Here is a 19,551-nt window from a genome sequence, read left to right as displayed (position 1 = left end):
TTGTTTGCCCGCTTGGCGGGGCTTGTCAGGCTGTCTGATGGGCCTTCTTTGTCCGGCCTGGCGCGCCGCTCGCGGCGGCCTGGCTCAGGAAAGTCTGGATTTCCGCATCGGTCGGCGCCGATGAACCGCCATGGCGGGTGACCGAAATGGCCGCCGCCGCATTGGCGTAGCGCGCCGCGTCGAACGGATACACGCCGCGCGCCAACGCACTGACGAAAGCGCCGATATGGGTGTCGCCGGCGCCGTTGGTATCGATGGCATCGACCTTGAACCCGGCGACGGTCTGCGCCGTGCCGTCGGCCAGCCTGACATGGCAGCCCTTGGCGGCGGAGCGGATGACGATACCGGCAGCCTGCGGGCAATGGTCGCCAAGCAGCCGCGCCGCAAGCGCCTCGACATCACCTGGGCCGGCAATCTCGGCGGCTTCTGCTGCATTGCAGCTCAGCCATGTGGTGCGGGCAAGCACGCGCGACAGGATGGGACGCGGAATCTCAGAAATGACCGGCGTCGGGTCGAAGACGAAAGGAATGTTTGCCGGCAGCGCCTCGATCCAATCAGTAAGCGCGTCGCGGCTGCCCACATAGCTCAGCGTATAGCCTGAGGTGAACACCCAATCGCCCGGTGTCACCGATACCGGCGCCATCATGTCGAGGGTGAGAACGCTCTCCGCGCCCGGCCATGAGACGAAGGTGCGTTCGGCATCGCTCGAGATCATGGCGACGCAGTTGCCGCTGTCCATCACGGGCGATGGCGGCGTCAGCGTCTCGATGCCCTCGGCGGCGAAGGCTGCGCGCAAAAAATCGCCATTCGGCCCGCTGCCGAGCTGGCCGCCGAACACCACCGTCATGCCGGTGCGTCTGGCCGCAACCATCATGTTGAAGCCGCCGCCGGCGACCTGGGCAAAGCTCGATGCTGTCTTTTCGGTACCCGGCGCCGGCAAGGCGTCGATGCGGTAGACATAGTCGACCACCGCGCTGCCGATATGGACGAGACGCCCGCTCATGCCGCCGCGTCCTTGCCCGGGCCGGCCTTGGCCACCCTTGCCGCCACGAGATCGGCGGCAAGCGCGCGCACCTCCGACATGTCGATGCCGACAAGCCGGTCAATATGCTGCCGCGGTAACAGTGAAAAGCCGGTGCAGGCGCCGGCCATGCCGGCGGCGATGGCGCCGATCGTGTCGGTGTCGCCGCCGAGATTGGCGCTGATCACCGCCGCCTGCCAGGGATCCCCGGCGGCGACTTCCAGCACGGCGAAGGCCGCCGGAACCGATTCCTGGCTGGCGACGCCGGTGCCGACCAGATCGGTGATCAGCCGGATCGCATCCCCCGTCGCCTTGCCGCGCACCAGATCCTGCGCCCAGACGATACGCGCGGCGATGTCGCCGCCGGTCACCCAATGGCCAAGCGTCGCCCCTCGCCTCGCCGCGGAGACGGCACTGTCGGATGCGGCGCGCCAGTCATCCCCGGCAACGCCGCGGCTGACGGCGGCCGCGACCGCCGCGGCCGAGGCTATGGCGATCGAGGTGTTGTGCGTGGCGCGGCAGGTCTCGGCCACCTTGGCGACGAACGCGTCGAGCGGCTCCAGCGGCATCATGATGCCGACCGGCGCGATACGCATGGCAGCCCCATTGGTGTCGCCGCTGCGCCCGGCTTCATCGGCCGGCACCCCATTGTTGATGGCGTCGATGGCGCGCTTGGTCGATGGCCCCAGCAGATCGTAGCTGCCGCGCGCCTTGACCTCGCGCTCCCAGTCGAGAAGCGCGTTGACCCACCGCGTATGGTCGAACCGCTGGCCGGATTCGACAAGAATACGGCCGAGCAGCAGCGCCTGTTCGGTATCGTCGGTGATGGTGCCGGCCGCGAGCCCTTTCGACACCGGATGATCGGCGAAGGGCGCGACGAAATCCTCGACATGGCCGTAGAGTTCGGCAATGCGGGCCGGCGACAAAAGCTGCGTCGGCATGCCGAGCGCGTCTCCCAGTGCCCCGCCGACAAGCGCGCCCATGGCGCGATCAAGCGTGTCCGCCATCGCTCAGAACCTCATATGCAGCGCGAAATGCGCGGGATTGAGCAGGCTGGTGACATATTCGATCGGCCGGTCGTCGGCCGCGCGCGTCAGCCGGCGGCCACGCAGGAAAGGCGTGCCTTGCGGGCAGCCCAGGATGGCCGCGTCCTCGGCGTTGAGCATTTCGATGCCGACCCATTCCTCGCCATGGTCGGGGATGAGGCCGGCGCCGCGCAGCGTCTGGTGCAGCGAGCCTTCGCGCAGGCCGCGCAGGGGCACATCCTCGAGCTCCGGCGACAGCGGCAGGCGGCTGCGCTCGATGGAAATCGCATGGCCGTCGCTGGCATTGGTGCGCACCCGGTCGACAGCGATGAAGAACGGGCTTTCGATGCCAAGCAGCGCGGCAAGGTCGGCGTCTTCGATGACCTCCAGCCGCAGCGTCCTCGTCTCGGCGTTGGCGCCGGCATTGGCCAGAGCCCGCGACCAGCCAATCGAATCGTCAACCGGCTTGCCGTCGAAGGTGACGAAGGAGCCGATGCCGACCTTGGTGGTGATAAGCCCGCGGCTGGACAGTTCCTCGAGGCCCTTGCGGACGGTGTTGCGGCTGACGGAGAAGCGCTGGACGAGCTCGTTCTCGCTTTGCAGGCGGTCGCCGAAGCCGAGCACACCGGAGCGGATTTCATGTTCCAGAACGGTCGCGATCTGCTCGGGCTTGCCCGTGCCGGGAGACAATTGAACCGCGCGTCGCTTCATATCCATACCTGTTCAGTGAACCTGTATAGTCCTGTTCAATACATGGCCGCGCCTGTCCTGTCAATGCGATACCGAGACAGATCAAACACCTCACTGCGGATTGCCGGCGGTGTGATAGGTTCTGCGTCGAAGGAGTAACCTGTGTCCCATTCAACAGAGCGTAAAAATCCCAAGCTGATCGTGGTGGTCGCGTTCGATCGCGGCGAGGACGGTGAATTGTTTCCGGCCTTCGGCCCAGCCGACCAGCAGAGTGAAGACCGCGCCATACGCACCGCCAGGGCTCTCGCGGCAAAACATGTCGGCGTCATCGCATGGAGCCGCGATGCCGACCCGACACTTGGCGACTACGGCACGCCGACAACGCTGTTTGTCAGTGGCGACGTGCCGGACATGGAGTAGGCGGCCATCCCGTGTAGGGGCGAGAAAACAAAAAGCGATCTTAATTTATGTTCGTATGAAGGAACAGTTTTCTCGCAGACCCGTTTATCTGCAGGTCGTTTATTCCAATGACCTCGACAGAGAGGAATTCCCAGATGAACTTCAAGATGCTCACGATGGGCGCGATGGCGCTTGCAATGATAACCGGTTCGGCGCTCGCAGGAGGCAGCACCGGAACGTCGGCGCTCGATGACCCGGCAAAGATGGCGCCGTTCTTCACAGATGCCGGCATGAAGACCATGAAGTCCGAGGCGGAATTCAAGACTGCCTGGATGGCCATGAAGGAAGAAGATCGCGCAGGCATGATGAAGGAATGCGGCGATGAGGCCATTGCCAAGTCGCATGACAATTTCTGCAAGATGACCAAGCAGCTCGGCGGCGCGAACTGACGCACCGCGATTTGGGCTCAGGCCCGATCGACCATTTGGACAAGGCGGGCCCCGTGCCCGCCTTATCCTTTCGGCGATAGGCCAACGACGCAGCCGCTGGCGGATTCAATTCGCGACAACGGTTCAGCAAAGGTGTAGCGTCAATCCTTGGAGCGGCAGAACGCCGCTCGTCTGGCTTTGCCCATGTTTCAACCCATTGCGAATATCCACGATGCGCAAACGCTGGCGCAGGCGATCGTCAACACGATCACCGAACCATTCCTGGTGCTCGACGAGCGGTTTTGTGTACTGGCAGCCAGCCGGTCCTTCTACAAGACATTCGAGGTCGACCCTGCGCAGACGCAGGGTACGCTGCTCTACGCGCTCGGCGACGGCCAGTGGGATATTCCCGCACTTCGCCTGCTGCTGGAGACGATCATCCCTGAGAAAACCGCCATGGACGGCTTCGAGGTCGAGCATGATTTCCCGAGGATCGGCCCCCGCACCATGCTGCTCAACGCCCGCAAGGTGCTTTACGACCACAGCCCCGCCGTCACCATCCTGCTTGCCTTCAATGACATCACCGCCCGCCGGGTCATCGAGCGGGAAAAGGAGGAGCTGCTGCGCCGCACCGAGGATCTGCTCCAGCAGAAGGACGTGCTGCTACGCGAGATGGAGCACCGGGTTGCCAACAGCCTGCAGATCATCGCCAGCATCCTGTTGCTGAAGGCACGCTCGGTTACCTCGGAAGAGACGCGCCAGCATCTCAAGGATGCTCATCAGCGCGTGCTGTCCGTGGCCGAGGTGCAGCGCCATCTCCACACCTCGATCGGCGTCGACGAGATCGATGTCGGCTCCTACCTTTCGAAGCTGTGCGGCAGCCTCGTTTCGTCAATGATCGGCGAGACCCAGCCGATCGAGGTCACCGTTGCGGCGGAGGACGGCAGGATTGACTCGCATCGTGCCGTCAGCCTCGGCCTGATCGTCACCGAACTTGTCCTCAACGCCATCAAATATGCCTTCCCGCAGGAGAAGACCGGCGCCCGTATCCAGGTTACCTTCGAGACAGCAGGCAGCGACTGGAAATTGACTGTTTCGGACAACGGCGTCGGCAAGATCGCCAATGACGTGCCGAGCAAGGGGCTTGGAACAGCCATCGTCGAGGCGTTGGTGAGGCAGCTGGATGCCCGGGTGGAAACCATCAGCGACACCGACGGCACAAGCGTCTCGGTCACCCGGGCAACATTCACGTCACGGGTGCCGCGCGCGGCGTAAGAACCGCTACCACGAGGCCTGCCTTCCCGACATCGTCTCGATCCTGATCTGATAGAACAGATGGCTGCCCGAGGGCGCCAGAGTATCGCCGGGCTTCAGTGCTCCCGGCTCCCACCAATTCGCATGCGTGGCAAGAAGCGACCAGGCAAGCTGGCGGTCGCTATCGACCGGAACAGTCATCCTTTCGACACCGGTCATGCCGGCATCCGCATCAGGCGCTTTGGGCAACTCCTCGAACACGCCTTCCACCACGACGCTCTTCCAGCCATTGACACCGCCGACGTCGTCGACCTGAAGGCAGACATGGGGATTGGTCCGCATCCAGTCGACTTTCCTGCCGGGAAGCGAGAAACTGAAAATAGAATTCTCGCCGTAGGCGAAATGGACCGGCACCACATAGGGTTTTTGATCACGCACGCAGGCCAGACGACCAAGGCGTTGCGTCTTCAAAAGGGCGACGCAGTCCTGCCGCGTCATCTCCTTGATGTTCATCAAATCCTTCTTCCTGTTCAGGCCCCGCGATCGATGCGGCGTATCACTTTGATAGCCTCTGCGTCCGCGATGCCGATCAAGGCCTCTACGCCCTGGGTGGTTTCGATGTGGCCGCGATCCCCCCATGACGTGAAGATCATCGCGAATTTCGCGGACTGTCCTTCTGGACATTGGGCAGCCTTCCGCAAACTCAACTGTCTCGACGCAAGCCGGTTCCCCCGGCTTCAACGCGAAAGCCCGCTCCGGGATGCCGGAGCGGGCCTTGGAGGAGGATGAAGGGGTGGGACCCTCTCCTCTTGTTTCCACGGGGGGTGTGGACCGAAATCACCATATGCGAGTCCTGCTGGACACAGGATCACAAGCCGGCGAGCTTTCATCACAATCCGTTGCGCCCCGGCCTCGCCGGGGTCACGAGATCGCGATCACCCCCGACGACTTGCGGGTCAGCTAGATGCGCCCAAGCACGACAAGGATGATGATGATCAGCAGCAAGAGCCCCAGCCCGCCGCCGCCATAGTAACCCGTTCCATAGAACGGTCCGCCGCCGAGGCCGCTGAAGCCGCCAAGCAGCGCAATGACAAGAATGATGATGAGTATCGTGCCTAAGCTCATGGTTCCCGCTCCTGTGGGCGCTTGATCGCCGGTTTGAGCACCGCCGGACGCGGTGTTTCGAAGACGAGAACGTTCGAGCAGCCCTACTGTTCCGCCCGATCGCGGCAGGGCATGCGCGTGGAAAGGAAGTTTGCCGGAAACGAAAAGGCCTGATCGTCCCGGCAGGGTCTCGAAATCACTGAATCCGCAGAAGCCCGCCGACATGGCGGGCTTCCGACCGGCCGGAGGCCAGGAGAGTGCGGTCAGAGCCTCACGGCTGGTTCTGCACTCGCGTTCCTGGCGGTGCTCATCCTCAGCGGCTCAGCGGCGGGCAATCAGCAGGCAGAGCTGGCGCAGATCGCGATCATAGGTGCCTTCGCTGCTGAGCACGTCGACGCAGCGCTTCTTCATGCGCGCCACCTTGCTGTCCGACATCTGGGCCGCGACTCTCGACAGGTTCGGATGGCTGGGGTTCGAGAGATTGCTCGGGTTGGACGGATTTGACGAATTGCTGGGATTGGTTCCGCCACCGATGCCCAGGCCGACACCGGCGCCGATGCCGCCGGTGCCACCGACATTGGCGCCGAGTCCGGCGCTGATGCCGTTCGAGCCGCCGATATTGGCGCCGGCGCCGGCATTGATGCCACCACTACCTCCGACATTGGCGCCGAGCCCGGCACTGACGCCGCTGGAACCGCCGACGTTGGCGCCTGCGCCGGCATTGATGCCACCACTACCTCCGACATTGGCGCCAAGCCCGGCACTGACGCCGCTGGAACCGCCGACAGAAGCGCCGGCACCAGCGTTGACGCCACCGCTGCCGCCGACCGAAGCGCCGACGCCGGCATTGACGCCGCCGCTGCCGCCCACCGAGGCGCCGACGCTGAGCCCAGCTGCGCTTGCCGGCATGGAAAGAACGAGGACCATTGCACTACCCGCTAACACATTGGCGACTGTTCTGATGGTGAAAGCCATAACACTCTCCTGTTGTCGTTGCGCTAAGGCAGTCGGCGCAAAGCCGATTGCAGATTCAGCTACGTGGCAGGTGAGATTCGGTTTCAAATCGCAGAAGCTTGCTAAAGCGATGGTTTTTGTTGATAAAACTCAAAGACTATTATAGTAATAAAACTATAATACACATGTAAAAGATATTTTCTATTTCAAGATGATATTATCGATATAAATCGTCATTGCCAAACCAAAACCGATTCCTGGGGCCTACTCGCATTGTTGCCGGCATACATCCCCGCCAGCGTCTGGCCCTGAAAATCGGGGAGCATTCACTGCTCAGGATGGGCCGCGCCTGTCAGCAAGCTGAAACACCCAGCGCGCGTCAGCAATTTCAGGAAAACGGGACCAGCTTCACGGGGGGATGTGTCAACACAAGGAGATAAAACGGTCAGGGTTTCTGTGAAGCGGTGACCCGCTCGGGCAAGCTCTGTAGCCAATCCCAAACAGGATCGACCACCCCCGGCTTCTTACCGTGTTGCCCTCAGAATACCCGGTAGAACAGCCTGTAGCGCACACGTTCCATGTAAGCGCGATACTCCGGCTCGGCGGCCAGCAACGCTTCCTCGCGCAGGATACGGTACAGCTGCATATAGGTGATGACCGCATAGACCGCGAGATTATGGAAGGAAAAGGCCGACAGCAGATAAAGCACATGGCCGGCGAGGTAGCCGGCATAGATCGGGTGCCGAACGATCCGGTAGGCGCCGCCCGTCATCACGCCGCGATTGCCAGGCAGGATGGCGAAGGAACGGCCAAGCGATATCTTGCCCCAGATGACAAACAACAGCGCAACGAATTGCAGCGGCGCGGCGAAATAGACGGGAACAAGCGCGATGCCAGGCTGGAGGCTGATCAACGCAACACCGAAACTGGCGGTCACGGAGACGATGACGGTAAGCGGGTTCCAGTCACGCGTCACCGGGCGCCGCGACAGAAGCAGCCAGGTGAAAGTGAGTATCTCGGAAATCGCCACCAGCGCGGCGTTGAGCCTGGTCGGATCCTCCACGAGCTGAGACACGCCGCGATAGACGAACAGCCCCGCGCAGGCCAGCGCACAGAGGCGAAAGAAGCCTTCACGCAGGTCGACCAGTATGTCATGCCTTCGCGCGGCGGAGAAAAATCCGCCCTCATTGTTATGCGATAACGCTTCACTTTTTGACGTGAGCAACGCAAGCACCCCGGTGATCCCTCGAAGGGACCATTGCACGCAACCATTGCCGGGGGGTTAACCGGCAAGATCGGAAAGATGCCAACCGGAATTTGCGTGGAGCATGCATGTTTCGACGTCGCTACAATTTATGCTTGCATTTTTGGAACAAATAAGGAACAATACTCGGATTAACCGCTGAGGCGGACCAGGATTTTTGGGGGGGGAGGACCAGCGATATGGCGAGCTGGAGAGGTGCACGGCTGCCTGCCGTCGCGATCGGATTGCCTGTGCCGATCAAGCTTTCGCCCAGCCGGCTGTTGGCTGGGCTCGCGGTCATTCTTGCCCTCAACATATCGGCGCTCGCGGCTGAGAAGGATTATGCTACCTGCATCGGCAAGGACATCGAGCCGGACAAGCGCCTCGCCGCCTGCACGCCGATTGCCGAGGACACCGCTGAGATGACGCGCATCCGCGTCATGGCCTACTTCTATCGAGGCGTCGCCTGGGACGACAGGCAGGATCAAGATCGAGCGATCGCGGACTACAGCGAGGCGATCGCGCTCGATCCAAAACAGGCCTCGCCATACTTCAACCGGGGAGCCGATTGGTACGACAAGGGGGATGACGAGCGGGCTATCGCGGATTTCAACATCGCCATCAGCCTGGAACCATCGTCCAGCGATGCTTATTCCAGCCGCGGCGCCGCCTTCCTGCGCAAAGGCAAGACCGATGCGGCCATTCTCGATTTTCAGCAGGCGATCGAGGCCGATCCCGGCAACGGCAAGGCGCATGCCAGCCTCGGGATCGCCTGGGACAGGAAGAACGACCTGGTGCGCGCCGTCGCCGAATATGACGAGGCGATCCGCATCGATCCGCAGGACGCGATCGTCCATATCAACCGCGGCATTGCCCGCGCCGCCACGGGCGAATTCGATCCCGCCATCGCCGATTATGACGTTGCGCTGGGCCTCGATCCAAATAACGCCGACGCCTATGCCGGCCGCGGTGCCGCCTGGCTTGGCAAGAACGATTGGATACGCGCGATTTCCGACACCAGCAAGGCAATCGAACTCGATGCCGCTGGTAGCGACGGTTACTATTACCGGGCCGTAGCGTGGGCAAGCAAAGGCAACAACGATCGCGCCATGGCCGATTTCGACAGAGCGATCGCTCTTGATGCGAACTATGCCAGGCCCTATTTCGGTCGCTCCCTGGTGCGCACCCGCAGCGGCGACGCCAGCGGCGCGGCCGCCGATTGCCGAAAGGCCGTCGAGCTCGATCCGAAGAAGGCAGGTGGCTGCGACACGGGGCCGGTGGGCGCGAAGGCCGTGCCGCAGACACCCAAGCCTGCCGCGTCCCCTGTGTACGAACCGCTGCAACTATACCCCAACGAGGATCACTCCGAACTCGTTGCCTGGAATCTCAAACGGGGACTGGAACAGCAGGTGCAAGGCGACGTCGCAGGCGCGATAGATTCATTCAGCTTTGCGATCCAGCTGGATCCTTACAACGCCGAGGCCTTCTACGACCGGGCGCTTGCCGAGGCATCCCAGGGAAATTACGCCACTGCCGCCACCGACTGCCGGCGCGCCATCGAACTCGACCCAAAGCGCGCAGGCTCTTGCAGCGAACACGCCCCGGGCGAAACAGCTCCGTCGGTTGCCACAGGGAGGGACCCGGCAGCCGCAAGAATCCTGCTCGAACGCGCCGAGGCGCGCCTCGCAAAATATGGCGTCGACGGGGCACTGCTCGATCTCGACAAGGCGATCCGCCTCGATCCCGAGAGCGCTGAAGCCTATTTCAGCCGGGCCGGCGCCAGGACACTGAAGGGCGATATGGTCGGTGCAGCGGCGGATTGCCGCCGCGCCGCCGAACTCGATCCAAAATGGGCGGGAGGCTGCAGTGGACAGGTTGCGGGTAACCACGGCAAACCACCACCGTTGCCGGACACGCAACAGCCGACGCCGTCAGCCGTCGTTCCCGATCTAACGGCCACGCAGGACACGCTGGCCGCGAGGACCCTGGAGGCGACCGACCCTCAGGCCCTCGAAGCGATCCTTGGGGGCGATGCCTTCCTGGACATGGGCAAGTACGATCAGGCGATCGGCGCCTACAACCACGCGATGGCGCTCGACCGGAACAACCGGTTCGCCTATTTCGGCCGCGGCAAGGCCTGGGCCGCCAAACGCGCCTACCAGCAGGCGATCGCCGACTACGACAAGGTCATCGAACGCGCCCCCAATTTTGCCGCGGCGCATTTTCGCCGGGGTCTCGCCAAGATCGCCCTTGGCGACGTCTATGGCGCTCTCGCCGATTGCGACAGAGCCGCCACGCTCGATCCAAAGGCGCGCGACGCACATTTCTGCAAGGGCATGGCGTGGCAGGCGAAGGGCAACGCTGCCCGTGCGCTCGCCGCTTATTCCGTGGCGATCGAGATCGATCCGAAGGATGGCGCGAGCTATTATGGGCGTGGCATGACCCTAGCCGGCAGGAAGGACTATGACGGCGCCATTGCCGATTTCGACCAGGCGATCAAGCTCGATCCGGCCAATGCCGACTATCTCATCAGCCGCAAGGCGGCGGTGGCAGCGAAAGCCGAGTTGCAGCCCGGCACCGAACCTACGGTCCCGAAGAACGCCGGCAACGATACACAGCCCGACGCCAAGCTTTCGGCCGCTGAGATGGCCGAGCTCATTCAGGCGACCGACCCGCGCGTCCTGGCCGCTGTGCAGCACGGCGACGGCCTGTCGGATGCCGGTAAGTATGACCAGGCGATCGCTGCCTATGGCAAGGCGATCGCGCTCGACCCCGACAGCCCCCTTGCCTATTTCGGCCGCGGCAAAGCCTGGGACGCCAAGCGCGCCTATGATCGGGCGATTGACGACTATGACCAGGTGATCAAACGCCTCCCGAATCTGGTCTCTGCCTATGTTCGCCGCGGCATGGCCAAGGCCACGACCGAAGATGCCGAAGGTGCCCTCGCCGATTGCGGCCGGGCCGCCAAGCTCGATCCGAAGGTGCTGGATGCATATTTCTGCATGGGCATGGCCTGGCATGTGAAAGGCGATGCGCAGCGAGCGATCACAGCCTATTCGGCGGCGATCGAGATCGACGCCAGGGATGCCCCCAGCTACTACGGGCGCGGCATAGAACGAGCCGACAGCAAGGATTACAACGGCGCCATTGCCGACTTCGACCAGGCGATAAGGCTCGATCCGGGCAATCCGGACTACGCGGTCGCCCGCAAAGCGGCCGTGGCCGCCCTGAAGAAGGGCGGCGCCGCGCCGGCTGCCGTCGGATCGGATCCCAAGAACCTCAGGGCTTTCATGGATCGTGGCGATGCGTTCTACAAGAAACGCAAATACGATCGCGCCATCGCCGAATACGGCCGCGCGATCGCGCTCGATCCAAAGCGGGCCGCCGCCTATGTCGGACGAGGACTTTCACGTGCCGAGAAGGGTGATTACGATGGCGCTATCGACGATTACGGCAAAGTCATCGAGCTCTATCCAACCTATTTCGACGCTTACCTCGGCCGCGCCATTGCATGGGACAAGAAGAACGAATTGGATCGCGCCATCGCCGACTACAATCGCGCGGTCGAAATCGAACCCGGCTACGCGCCTGCCTATTTCGGGCGTGGCAGCGCCTGGTTCGCCAAGGGCGACTACGACCAAGCCATCGCCGACTTCGACCAGGCGCTCAAGCTCGATCCAAAGCTGGCCATCGCCCGCAAAGGCCGCAAGGTCGCAGTGGCGGCGAAGGCGAAAGCGCCCGCCTCCGCACAGGCCGGTCAGCTTCAAAAGAAGGTGGCCGAAGATGCCATCGAGTCGGGCACGATCTGGCGCTCTCAAAAACAGTTCGACCGGGCCATCGAACAATACGATATCGCAGTTGCTGCCGACCCATCCAACGCCCGCGCCTATAGTTTACGCGGCTTCACCTTCGCGCTGAAGGGCGATCCCGACCGGGCGATGGCGGACCACAACAAGGCAATAGAACTCGACCCGAACTTCATCGACAGCTATTTCTATCGTGCCTCGCTCTGGCAGCAGAGGGGCGACATCGACCGCGCCATCGCGGATCTGAGCACGATCATTTCGATACAGCCCAATAATGCGGACGCCTATATACTGCGCAGCCGCGGCTGGGCCGCCAAACATGATTGCGATCGCATCATTGCCGATTCCACAAAGGCGATCGGCCTGCGGCCGACCGACGCGGAAGCCTGGTACAATCGCGGTTTCTGCTGGAACAAGAAGCGGAAATACGACCGCGCCATCGCCGATCTCGATGAAGCCCTGCGCCTCGACCCAAACTATGCCGATGCCCGCAAGGAGCGCGATGCGGCGGTCGCAAGCAATTCAGCCACCGGTTCGGGCGCATCGCGCAATACCGTTCCGAAGACCGCCAAGGCGTTTTTCACCAAGGGTCAGACGCTGCTTGGGAAGGACGATTATGACGGCGCCATCGTGCAGTTCGACAAGGCGGTTGCCATTGATCCCGCATTCCATGACGCCTATTTCGCCCGCGCCTTGGCCTGGAATGCCAAGCAGGACTACGATCGCTCCATCGCCGACTACAACCAGGCGATCGCGCTGGATCCGACCTATGCCGCGACCTATTACGGCCGCGCCCAGAACTATGCCTTGAAAGAGGATTACGACAGGGCACTTAGCGACTACGACAAGGCCATCGAGCTCGCCCCTACCGAAGCCAAGGTCTATGCCGATCGCGGACTCGTGCGGATGGGAAATCATGACGACGCCCGCGCCTACGGCGATTTCGAAAAGGCGCTAAGCCTCAATCACAACAACGTCTATGGTTACTATGGCCGGGGGGTGATCCGGACAACCAGGGCAAACTACGACGGGGCCATTGCCGACCTCAGCAAGGCCATCAAGCTCGATCCCAACTTTGCCAGTCTCTATGAAGCACGAAGCCGGGCCTGGGAAGCCAAGGGCAACCACAAGCGGGCAGCAGCCGACCGCAAGAAGGCTGCAGCCCTAGACGCAAACTAGCTCGGATGGCTCGCGGAACCTTAGGGCTCGGACCGCAGCAGCCTAGCCCAGCGTTGAATTGCTGAAATACCCCGTGAAATCAGGGCGCTGCGCGAGAACCTTACCATCGGCGTCACGCAAGATGCCTGCTTTGAAGAGATAGTCGCCGATCGCATCCATCTTGGCGGCATCCATCGTGCCGATGGCGCCGTTTTCCGCGCGCAGATAGTGGCCGTCGATCAGCGCCTTCAGCGACGCCTCGATCAATGCCGGATTGGTCAGGGCATCCTTGTTGGCGGCGATCAGCAGCGCGGCGGCTTCCCCGGGATGATCGACGGTGAACTGATAGCCGCGCCGCGTTGCCTGGACAAAGGCCGAGGCCAGTGCCGGGTTTGCCTGGAGATAGGCTTCGCTCGACGAGATCAGCGTCGTGTGCTCGTCGGGCACGCCGTAATCGGCATAAACGAAGCCGCGCTGCTTGATGCCTTTGAGTTCGGCCTCGACGCCCTCCCAGGTCGACACCTCGAGTGTGAAGTCGACAGAGCCGTTGGCCAGCGCTTCATAGGCGGAGGTGCCGAGCGTCACCGTCTCAAAATTGCCCTTGCCGCCGTCGTGGCGGATGATGGTCGAGATCAGCGCGTTTTCCCAGGCGCTGCCGAAACCGCCATAGGTCAGGCCGTCAAGATCCCTGGGACTTTTGATCTCGCTGCGCGCCGCGTTGAAGACCACGCGGCCGGTTTCCGACTGCACCACGGCGTAGACGGCCTTCAAATCGGCGCCGGCGGTCTTCTGGGTGAACAGGCTGATGGTGCCGTTTATGCCGAAATCGGCAACGCGGTTGGCGACCAGCGTGCCTGCGCCGGTGTCGCTGTAGGGCAGAATGTCGACCTCGAGGCCGGCCTCACGGTAAAACCCCTTATCGCGCGCCACGAACAGCCCGACGTGGTTCGTGTTGACCGTCCAGTCCAGCGCGACGGTGACTTTTTGCGTTGCCGCGAAGGAGCGGCTCGCTCCGGCGATCAGCGGAACACCGCTGGCAAGCGTGAGCAGCAAAGCCTGCCGGCGCGTCAGGTCAGTCATGGTCATGTCCTTTGGATGGTTGCGGGTTGAGCAAAATGTCGAGGATCTCGGCCTCGAGTGCGCCCGCCTGCCACGCGGCGGCGCCGGTCGGATCGCGCGGGCGCGGCAATGGCACGCTGATTTCACGCAGCACACGGGCCGGGCGCGCCGACAGCACGTAGATGCGGTCGGACAGGAACACGGCCTCGCGCACATCATGCGTGATCAGCAGCGCCGTCCAGTTGTGATGCCGCCACATCCGCTCGAGCCAGCGCTGCATGGCCGCACGGGTCAGCGCGTCGAGCGCGCCGAACGGCTCATCGAGCAAAAGCATGTCGCGCTCCTGCACCACCGTGCGCAGCAGCGCCGCGCGCTGACGCATGCCGCCCGAAAGCTGTGCCGGAAAATGCTGCTCGAAGCCGGCAAGCCCGAACTCGGCAAACAACGGCGCGACACGCGCCCTCGCCGCCTTGCGCTCGATGCCTTGCACTTCGAGCCCGAGCGTCGCGTTGTCGAGGATGCGCCGCCACGGCATCAGCGCGTCGCGCTGCGGCATGAACGCGAAATGCCGGCCATGGTCGTCGAGCGGCGTGCCGTCGAAGAACATCTCGCCCTCGCCATGCTCGGCACCGGTCAGAAGCTGGAACAGCGTCGACTTGCCGGCGCCCGAAGGCCCAAGGATCGAGACGAATTCGCCGGCACCGACGCTAAGCGAAATGTCGGCAAGCACGTCGAGCCCGCCAAACGCCTTGCGCACATGCCGCAATTCGAGCCGGCTCATTGCCACGGCCCCTTCCCTGCTGGCTGCCGGCCAGCCCGCTCCCAAGGCATGGCGAGGCGCTGCAGGAGCACCGTCAGCCCAAACAGGATCAGCGTGAGCGCGGCACTGACACCGACCGCGGCAAGCACCAGATCGGGGCGAAAATTGTTCTTGGCGTTGAGCATGTAGATGCCCAGCCCCTTGGCCGCACCGGCATATTCGGCGAAGATGGCGCCGACCACGGCATAGGTGATGGAGATCCTCAAGCCCGCGAAAAAATAGGGCAACGCCGAAGGCAGCCGCGCCAGCACAAAAACGCGCCAGCGCCCTGCCCCCATGGCGCGCAGCATCTGGCCGATCTCCACCTCCGTCGCTTCGTAGCCCTGCACCAGAGCCACCAGCATCGGGAAGAAGGTGATCAGTGCCACCAGCATGATCTTCGGCGTCAGCCCGAAGCCGAACCACAGCACCACCAGCGGCGCGATCGCCACCAGCGGCAAGGTCTGGCTGATGATGAAGACGGGAAACAGCGCGCGCCGCAGCGGCTGGAAGAAGTCGACCAGCATTGACAGCGCGAAGGCGGCCCCCAGCGAGCAGGCAAAGCCGATCAGCGTCGCGCGGATGGTGGGAATGGCGTTGTCGATCAGCGCCTCGCGATTGAGCATCGCCTGCTCGAAGACGCGTGAGGGCGCCGGCAGGATCGTCGGCTTGATGCCGGAATAGGTGGCGTAGAGTTCCCAGGCCACGAGCAGCAGCCCGACCGACATCACGGCTGGTGCCGCCTTGGTGAAGTAGCCCGCGAGCTGCCGCGGGCGGCTGGATGACGATGAGAGCACGAGAGAACAACCTTGACGTCCGCGCGAAGAAAACGCGTTCTGTTCAGACAGCGGTGGGGCTGTTGGCGGAAACCGTGACGTCGAGGGTTACGTGACCGGCGCCCGGCCCGAAGCGGCAGAAGGCTTCGTTCAGCGCCGAAAAGATCGCCCCGCTATCGCCGCGCAGTTTGGTGCAGAAATTCTTGGAGCGATCGTAGACGCCGGACTGTTTCAGGAAATCGATGCAGCCATAGATCTCGTCCATGTGGTCGCCGGTGCCCATCACATAGAGCGAGAATTGCGCCGCCGCCGGCTGGCCGGTGGTGGCAGCATCTCGCACGGCGGCGATGGCGGCCTCCTTGCGCGGACCGAGCGGCCCGACTGGCCCGCCAAACGCGTCGGACCGGCAGATCGGATCGTCCGGCTCGCCCGGGCAACCGCGCGAAATGGCGGCCGACAGCACACAATGCTTGCCGCTCTGCGACGCCGACACGAACAGGTCGCGCAGCGCCGGGAACAACACTTCAGGTGGCCCGACAAGCAAGGTCGAGATGTCGTCGGTCTCGATCCTCAGCCTGTCCCGGTAGGGATCGAGCGCACCGATCGCGCCCAAGATGACGCCGACGAAATCGTCGGCCATGGGATATAGGGAAATCTGTGCGCCTGAAAACATCGCCCGCCTCGCTCCGCTGGTATTACCCAGATCAGCTTCTAGGGTCTGTGGGCTTGCCGCCCCCGTCTCAGCCCCGACCGTACGGAGCACCCCTGTGGATGAGCGCGTTAAAGCACCATTCGAACGGAAGGGGAAGCCGTTTTTTCAGCGCACTGGGCCAAAAGTGTTGCACCAGCTCTGACCATTGCGCGGACTCTGACGATGCCGCGCAGTCGCAATTCTATGGGGAATCTTCGCCAAGCCGAGAGGTTGTCCCACCAGTCGCAACACGACGAGTTCACGGAAATGGAGACACAACCATGTTCATGAAAATCCTCGCGGCTTCGGCGTTCACCATTGCGCTTGCCACTTCAGCGATGGCGCAAGGCAACGCCGCAAACGGCATGGATGGGTCGGGCGGCAGCGGCCAGTCTGTGACTGTAGACCCGAGCACGCCAGCTTCGCCCAATAGGGTCGATCCGGCAACAACCAACAGCACGACCATCGCGCCGGGCGATATGAACTCCAATGCGGATCGGAATTGCCCGACCAACCCGCAAGGTGCGCAGACCGATGCAAACGGCAATTTGACGGCGGCCACCGTGAACGACAACAACTGCGGCAAGTAAGTTATTGCCCCAAAAACGAAAGAGCCGCCAGACATCCGGCGGCTTTCGATCACTCCCAACGATCGCAAAGCGTTGCGCAGCCACTTAGAGCGTTCCACCGTTTCATGGAAACGGCGAACCGCTCCAACCCTTTGTTTTGACGCAATTCCGGACGGAAAACCGCTCACACTTTTCCTGGAATTGCTCTAGACAATCGGCGCGCTGCTTTTGCCAACCTTATGAGACAGCCTTCTCGCGCACCGGCAGCTTCCAGCCCGGCCTGACGAAATGGCAGGTGTAGCCGTTTGGATATTTCTCCAGATAATCCTGGTGCTCGGGCTCGGCTTCCCAGAAGGCGCCGGCCGGCGCGACTTCCGTGACGACCTTCCCCGGCCACAGGCCGGAAGCATCGACATCGGCGATGGTGTCTTCGGCGACGCGCTTTTGCTCGTCGGTTGTATAGTAGATCGCCGAGCGGTAGCTCATCCCGACGTCGTTGCCCTGGCGGTTGCGCGTCGTCGGATCATGGATCTGGAAAAAGCGCTCCAGCAGCGTGCGATAGCTGATCACCGCCGGATCGAAATTGATCTCGATGGCTTCGGCATGGGTGCCGTGGTTGCGATAGGTGGCGTTGGCAACGTCGCCGCCACTATAGCCCACACGCGTGGAGCTGACGCCGGGATAGCGCCGTATCAGATCCTGCATGCCCCAGAAACAGCCACCGGCAAGCACTGCGCGTTCGGTCGAAGTCGCCATGTCACGTCTCCTCAAAAGGCAATTCCAACTTATGCGGCGGTTTCCCGCCAGGAATTGCGCAGACAAAATTGGATTTCCCGATAGATGGGCATTCTCGTCCGCTTCGTCCAGTCGCGGGGAAACAACGCGCCGTGAGAGAACGATATCACGACGCGGTCGGGGATCGAGCGGTTTCTCAGTTGCGCCGATGCCGGGTCCGGCTGTCGACGGCAGGCGGCATATACAGCGTGCCGGGTGGAATGGCGGCAAAGCTGATCTGCACAGGCGGCGCCGTACGCGACCAATTGAAGAGAACGGTCTTGACCGGGAGCTTGCCCAGCCATGTCCGCAGTTGCGGCGGCACGCCCTGCCCCGGCCAAACCATCAGCATGCCGTGGTCACGCAAACGCTGCCTTGTGATCCAGGGCGCGAACCGCATATCGAGGTCGGTGAAGATCGACGGCTTGTCATAGGCATTGAGGCCCGCCAGCATGGCAACCTGAGTATCGCCGCCGACAATGTCGAGCCGGCCGGGCGCCGCCGCGTGCCAGACCGCTTCGGCCTCGTCCGAGATCGGCTGCGCCGGCCAGCAGACAGCGTCCAGGCGTCCCCGCAAATTGCAGCCCGTCCAGCGGAGGGTCGCATAGGCGCCCGACATGGTGACGATGCAGAGGAACGCGCAGATCACCAGCCTTCGCATCTCGATGGCGCCGAGCCGGTGGCCGAGGAAGGCGAGCACCGTGACGCCGACAAGATTGTACATCGGCGCCCCCCAGGACTCGCCGGTGCCGGTGAACAACGAGGCCACCATGATCAGGGTCGCCGGCCCAAGCCCCATCCACACGAGATAGACCAGAATGCCGCGTTCGACGGGAGCTTCGGGAGCGGGCGAACGCCGCAGCAGCCCCGATATCGCCAGCACCAGGAGAAAGCCGGAGAGCCCGGCCATCTGGACACCGATATAGTAAAGGCGCGCCCGGTGTTCGGTTACCCACGCGTCGCGGTCGGCGAAATAGGTCAGCGGCAGGAAATCGATGCGGTAGAGTGCGATGGCCAGCGGCGCAGCCACCGCCAGAAAAACGGCAAAGCCGAGCCACGGCCAGGGCGTCGCCAGCCGGCTGCGCGCGCGCGCGTCGTACAGCAGCCAGAGCGCGCCGAAGGCGAGCAGCAGGCCGGTGGAGAACTTGGCATAGAGCCCGACGCCCGACACCAGCCCGAGCGCCAGCCACCAGCCAGGCCCGCCACCACGGCCGGCGCGCCAGAGCAGCCAGCAGATGGCCGCCCAGAACGGCATCTGCGCATAGTCATGATTGAATTGCGGGGTCGGCCAGCCGAAGAAATAGACCGAGGGCATCAAAAGCACGGCAGCCAGCGCCCGGCTTTGTCCGAGCATGTCGCGGGCCAGCAGATAGACCAGGACGAAGGTCGACGAAATCGTCAGCTGGGCGAGCAAATATTGCGGCCAGTGGAATGATCCGGTCAGAAGATGGCTGGTTTCGAGCAGCCAGCCGGGAAGCTGCGGGTGCTTGTAGGTCAAAAGCACCCATTCGCGGCCCCACATGAACCCTTCCACCACATCGCCGGGCGGCGCGGGGTCGATCAATGCCGGCACCACCGTCCAGCACACGATCTGCACCAGGCACAGAAGCGCCAGCAAATACGAGGGACGGCGGAGCAGGCCGGGCCATACCGATGACGAGTCGTGGCCGGTGGCAGTCAGCCCCGCCGGCGCCCAACCATCCATGGAGTCGTCTATTCCCACCATGCGGCGCTTAAACCACATCGTCCGGTTTGCCGAACAGCCCCAACCTCAAAGCTTACGAAAAAGTATACTTGCAGG

The 19,551-nt window shown here is 62.9% G+C and carries 18 protein-coding genes and 1 riboswitch; of the genes, 5 read left to right on the top strand and 13 right to left on the bottom strand.

The window, feature by feature from the left end:
• Window positions 1-25: 25 nt before the first annotated feature.
• Genes JG746_RS15550 through JG746_RS15540 form a run of 3 tightly spaced genes read right to left on the bottom strand, consistent with a single transcriptional unit; the run spans window position 26 to window position 2,757 of the window.
• Window positions 26-1,003 (bottom strand): PfkB family carbohydrate kinase, encoded by a 978-nt coding sequence (locus JG746_RS15550; protein ID WP_202358925.1) that lies wholly within the window; start codon window positions 1,001-1,003, stop codon window positions 26-28.
• Window positions 1,000-2,028 carry an ADP-ribosylglycohydrolase family protein gene (locus JG746_RS15545; protein ID WP_202358924.1) on the bottom strand — a complete coding sequence of 343 codons (1,029 nt, stop codon included), beginning with the start codon at window positions 2,026-2,028 and terminating at the stop codon, window positions 1,000-1,002. Before JG746_RS15545 ends, JG746_RS15550 begins: the two co-directional genes overlap by 4 nt.
• Before the next feature lie 3 nt (window positions 2,029-2,031).
• Window positions 2,032-2,757: a GntR family transcriptional regulator gene (locus JG746_RS15540; RefSeq protein WP_023687928.1), complete on the bottom strand. Its 726-nt coding sequence runs from the start codon at window positions 2,755-2,757 to the stop codon at window positions 2,032-2,034.
• 141 nt (window positions 2,758-2,898) lie between these two features.
• Here JG746_RS15540 and JG746_RS15535 point away from each other — a divergent pair, with 141 nt between their 5' ends.
• The 3 genes from JG746_RS15535 (at window position 2,899) to JG746_RS15525 (ending at window position 4,838) form a co-directional block, all read left to right on the top strand.
• Complete coding sequence (locus tag JG746_RS15535) at window positions 2,899-3,156, top strand: hypothetical protein (protein ID WP_202358923.1); 258 nt, start codon at window positions 2,899-2,901, stop codon at window positions 3,154-3,156.
• 134 nt (window positions 3,157-3,290) lie between these two features.
• Window positions 3,291-3,584: a hypothetical protein gene (locus JG746_RS15530; RefSeq protein ID WP_202358922.1), complete on the top strand. Its 294-nt coding sequence runs from the start codon at window positions 3,291-3,293 to the stop codon at window positions 3,582-3,584.
• A gap of 183 nt (window positions 3,585-3,767) precedes the next feature.
• Window positions 3,768-4,838, top strand: coding sequence for a sensor histidine kinase (locus JG746_RS15525; RefSeq protein WP_202358921.1), 1,071 nt, complete (start codon window positions 3,768-3,770; stop codon window positions 4,836-4,838).
• A 6-nt stretch (window positions 4,839-4,844) separates the two neighbouring features.
• Here the strand turns inward: JG746_RS15525 and JG746_RS15520 are convergent, their stop codons facing one another.
• The 4 genes from JG746_RS15520 to JG746_RS15505 all read right to left on the bottom strand — a co-directional run bounded on the left by JG746_RS15520 (window position 4,845) and on the right by JG746_RS15505 (window position 8,109).
• Window positions 4,845-5,330 (bottom strand): pyridoxamine 5'-phosphate oxidase family protein, encoded by a 486-nt coding sequence (locus tag JG746_RS15520; protein ID WP_202358920.1) that lies wholly within the window; start codon window positions 5,328-5,330, stop codon window positions 4,845-4,847.
• A 447-nt stretch (window positions 5,331-5,777) separates the two neighbouring features.
• Window positions 5,778-5,942, bottom strand: coding sequence for a DUF3309 family protein (locus JG746_RS15515; protein ID WP_202359378.1), 165 nt, complete (start codon window positions 5,940-5,942; stop codon window positions 5,778-5,780).
• Window positions 5,943-6,242: 300 nt separating this feature from the next.
• Window positions 6,243-6,896, bottom strand: coding sequence for a hypothetical protein (locus JG746_RS15510; protein ID WP_202358919.1), 654 nt, complete (start codon window positions 6,894-6,896; stop codon window positions 6,243-6,245).
• Between the two features lie 517 nt (window positions 6,897-7,413).
• Complete coding sequence (locus tag JG746_RS15505; protein ID WP_202358918.1) at window positions 7,414-8,109, bottom strand: methyltransferase family protein; 696 nt, start codon at window positions 8,107-8,109, stop codon at window positions 7,414-7,416.
• Between the two features lie 209 nt (window positions 8,110-8,318).
• On the opposite strand from JG746_RS15505, the gene JG746_RS15500 reads away from it, so the two are divergent.
• A complete protein-coding gene (locus JG746_RS15500; protein WP_202358917.1) occupies window positions 8,319-13,103 on the top strand; it encodes a tetratricopeptide repeat protein in 4,785 nt (1,594 codons plus the stop codon).
• Between the two features lie 42 nt (window positions 13,104-13,145).
• On the opposite strand, the gene JG746_RS15495 is transcribed toward JG746_RS15500, so the two are convergent.
• The 4 genes from JG746_RS15495 to JG746_RS15480 form a co-directional block, all read right to left on the bottom strand.
• A complete protein-coding gene (locus tag JG746_RS15495; protein ID WP_202358916.1) occupies window positions 13,146-14,162 on the bottom strand; it encodes an ABC transporter substrate-binding protein in 1,017 nt (338 codons plus the stop codon).
• On the bottom strand, window positions 14,155-14,922 hold the full coding sequence (locus JG746_RS15490) for an ABC transporter ATP-binding protein (RefSeq protein WP_202358915.1): 768 nt from the start codon (window positions 14,920-14,922) through the stop codon (window positions 14,155-14,157). The genes JG746_RS15495 and JG746_RS15490 overlap by 8 nt, the downstream gene beginning before the upstream one ends.
• Complete coding sequence (locus JG746_RS15485) at window positions 14,919-15,737, bottom strand: ABC transporter permease (RefSeq protein WP_202358914.1); 819 nt, start codon at window positions 15,735-15,737, stop codon at window positions 14,919-14,921. The genes JG746_RS15490 and JG746_RS15485 overlap by 4 nt, the downstream gene beginning before the upstream one ends.
• 43 nt (window positions 15,738-15,780) lie before the next feature.
• Window positions 15,781-16,389: a Ykof family thiamine-binding protein gene (locus JG746_RS15480; protein WP_202358913.1), complete on the bottom strand. Its 609-nt coding sequence runs from the start codon at window positions 16,387-16,389 to the stop codon at window positions 15,781-15,783.
• Window positions 16,380-16,493, bottom strand: a riboswitch (TPP riboswitch). Its footprint overlaps the gene before it by 10 nt.
• A gap of 195 nt (window positions 16,494-16,688) precedes the next feature.
• On the opposite strand from JG746_RS15480, the gene JG746_RS15475 reads away from it, so the two are divergent.
• On the top strand, window positions 16,689-16,997 hold the full coding sequence (locus tag JG746_RS15475; RefSeq protein ID WP_202358912.1) for a hypothetical protein: 309 nt from the start codon (window positions 16,689-16,691) through the stop codon (window positions 16,995-16,997).
• 216 nt (window positions 16,998-17,213) lie between these two features.
• On the opposite strand, the gene msrA is transcribed toward JG746_RS15475, so the two are convergent.
• Window positions 17,214-17,732, bottom strand: a complete 519-nt coding sequence (gene msrA / locus JG746_RS15470; protein WP_202358911.1) for a peptide-methionine (S)-S-oxide reductase MsrA — start codon at window positions 17,730-17,732, stop codon at window positions 17,214-17,216.
• A 175-nt stretch (window positions 17,733-17,907) separates the two neighbouring features.
• On the bottom strand, window positions 17,908-19,455 hold the full coding sequence (locus JG746_RS15465; protein WP_244730832.1) for a glycosyltransferase family 39 protein: 1,548 nt from the start codon (window positions 19,453-19,455) through the stop codon (window positions 17,908-17,910).
• Between the last annotated feature and the right edge of the window lie 96 nt (window positions 19,456-19,551).

The sequence above is a fragment of the Mesorhizobium sp. 113-3-3 genome (assembly GCF_016756495.1).
Lineage (GTDB): Bacteria > Pseudomonadota > Alphaproteobacteria > Rhizobiales > Rhizobiaceae > Mesorhizobium.
Note: the sequence above shows the minus strand (reverse complement) of the source record. Positions and strands in the feature narration are given on the sequence as shown.